This is a genomic window from Variovorax sp. P4_D9 (assembly GCF_056401695.1).
This window is the reverse complement of sequence record NZ_JBFUIU010001116.1, coordinates 1-2357: the sequence shown is the minus strand read 5'-3', so window position 1 is coordinate 2357 and position 2357 is coordinate 1. Positions and strand designations below refer to the sequence as shown.

Annotated in this window: 3 protein-coding genes and 1 pseudogene; all 4 read right to left on the bottom strand. The window is 66.8% G+C overall.

What is annotated here, in order from left to right:
* Positions 1 to 648, bottom strand: a 648-nt coding sequence (locus AC1DY5_RS51735) for an ankyrin repeat domain-containing protein (RefSeq protein ID WP_478122028.1), incomplete at its 3' end; no start/stop codon positions are given.
* Positions 645 to 1451, bottom strand: coding sequence for a TatD family hydrolase (locus AC1DY5_RS51730; RefSeq protein ID WP_478122027.1), 807 nt, complete (start codon positions 1449 to 1451; stop codon positions 645 to 647). The genes AC1DY5_RS51730 and AC1DY5_RS51735, both read right to left, overlap by 4 nt.
* Positions 1452 to 1517: 66 nt before the next feature.
* Positions 1518 to 1892: a PilZ domain-containing protein gene (locus tag AC1DY5_RS51725; protein WP_478122026.1), complete on the bottom strand. Its 375-nt coding sequence runs from the start codon at positions 1890 to 1892 to the stop codon at positions 1518 to 1520.
* Positions 1889 to 2357 (bottom strand): annotated as a pseudogene (locus AC1DY5_RS51720) (DNA polymerase III subunit delta'); the annotation flags it as partial. The gene AC1DY5_RS51725 and the pseudogene AC1DY5_RS51720, both read right to left, overlap by 4 nt.

Genomic DNA, 2357 nt, shown 5'->3' with positions numbered 1-2357 from the left:
GGTTGGCGGCTTGGGTTGCGCGGCCGCATTCAGCAACTGCATCGCATCGGGCCGMTTGCCGCGTTCGGCGAAATCGGCGGCGGTCATGCCCTGTTCGTTTTTCATCGCCACATCAGCGCCTTCGTCGAGCAGCAACTGCACCGCGGCAGCCGAGCCGTACATCGCGGCCATCATCAGCGGCGTGGTGCCGTTCGGCGACTGGGCGTTGATGAAGGCATCCTTGTCGAGCAACTGCTTCATGATCGCGATCTGCCCGCTGGTGGCGGCGTAGTGCAGCGGCGTCCAGCCCGGTTTGTTGATGTCGGCATCGCGCGCGATCAGCTTGGTCACCAGTTCCTGCTGGCCCTTGATGGCGGCCAGCATCAGCGGGCTCTCGTCCTTCGCGTTGCGGGCCTCGACGTTGGTCTTCGGGAAGGCGATCAGCACGTCGATCACCTTCGGCGATGGCTCGCGCATCGCGATCAACAGCGCGGTCTGACCCTTCTCATCGCGCGTATTGGGGTCGAGACCCTTGGCCAGCAGGCTTTTGATGCCGCTGGCATTGTCGGCACGGGCGGCCCGGAAGAAATCGTCGTAGTCGCTTGCATGAACTGCAAAAGATGCAAAAAAAACAAATAGATATGCAATATTTTTAAAGTATTTGTTCATGTTCTAGCCCCGCTGAACAGGGTCTCGAAATTGTCGCTCGTGGCCTTGGCGATCGCCTCGACAGGCAGTTGACGCACCTGGGCGATCTGCTGCGCGACGAAAGGCACATAGGACGGATTGTTGACCTTGCCACGATAGGGCACTGGCGCCAGGTAGGGGCTGTCGGTCTCGATCAGCATCCGGTCGAGCGGCACGAAGGCCGCCACGTCGCGCAGGTCCTGCGCCTTCTTGAAGGTCAGGATGCCCGAGAACGAGATGTAGAAGCCGAGGTCGAGTGCCGCCCGGGCCACCTCGGCGGTCTCAGTGAAGCAGTGGAACACGCCGCCGGCCGCCCGGCCACTGCCGGTCTCGCCCTCTTCCTCGAGGATCGCCAGCGTGTCCGCCGAGGCTTCGCGGGTGTGGATCACGAGCGGCTTGCGGGTCTGCTGTGCGGCCCGGATATGGACCCGGAAGCGCTCGCGCTGCCATTCCATGTCGGAGATGCTGCGGCCGCCCTTGCGCTCTTCCATCTGGTAGTAGTCGAGCCCGGTCTCGCCGATGGCGATCACCTTGGGCAGCGCGGCGCGCTGCACCAGGCCCTCGACCGTGGGTTCGAAGATGTTCTCGTTGTCGGGATGAACGCCGACACTGGCCCAGAAGTTGTCATGGCGCTCGGCCAGGGCCTGCACAGCGGGGAATTCTTCCAGCGTGGTGCAGATGCACAGGGCCCGGTCGACCTGTGCGGCCGCCATCGCGGCGCGGATCTGGGGCATCTGGTCCGCGAACTCGGGAAAGGTCAGGTGGCAGTGGGAATCGGTGAACATCGCGGGAAACGTCGTCGGAACGGCGCTGCCGCCGCAGGCCGCGGCGTCGCGCCATGGGAGCGGGACTCAGATGGTCTGGGTCGGGCGGTCGGAGGCCAGGGTGGCGCCCAGCGCCTCTTCGATGCGCGCCTTGAGCTGGCGCGACTTCTCGTCGGAAGGAAAGCGGATGCCGACGCCCGGGGCCCGGTTGCCCGCGGCCCGGGCCGGCGTGATCCAGGCGACCTTGCCGGCCACCGGATAGCGCTGCGGATCGTCGGGCAGCGTCAGCAGCACGTAGACATCGTCGCCCAGCCGGTACTCGCGCGCTGTCGGGATGAAGATGCCGCCTTCGGCGAACAGCGGGATGTAGGCCGCATAGAGCGCGCCCTTTTCCTTGATCGCCAGTTGGATGACGCTGGGCCGGACGGGCGCGGAGGGGGTGGGGGCGGCAGGTGTATTCATGGGCGGCGGCGTGCCGAGTTTAGGGTGCTTCTCGCCTCGCTCACAAGCGCTTCGAGCATCAGGCCCGGATTGAAGGGATGTTCTGCGGTTTTTGCCGCACTCGCGAGCGATCGCGACCAGCGCGCCAACGCCGCCCGCGGCGGCGCGGCCGGCAGGTCGGCAGGCTCGAAGAAACGCGGCGCGGCACCGCAGTCGATCGCCATCAGGTCGTGGCAGAGCTTCTGCAGCGCACCGATGGCCTGTGCCGGCGCTTGGTCGGACAGCGCGCCGACCTCGCCGCGCGACATCGCCTTGGGCAGCAGCGCCCAGGCCTTGGGCGACTGGCCCTGGCCCGCGAGCCTCAAGGCGTCGCTGGGCCGGCCGCCGGCCGCCCGCAGCAGGCCCGGTGCATCGACCGCGGGTACGCCCTGCCCCACCAGCCACTGCTGTGCCTGCGCGTCCTCGGGCCAGGGCAGCGTGAAGCCG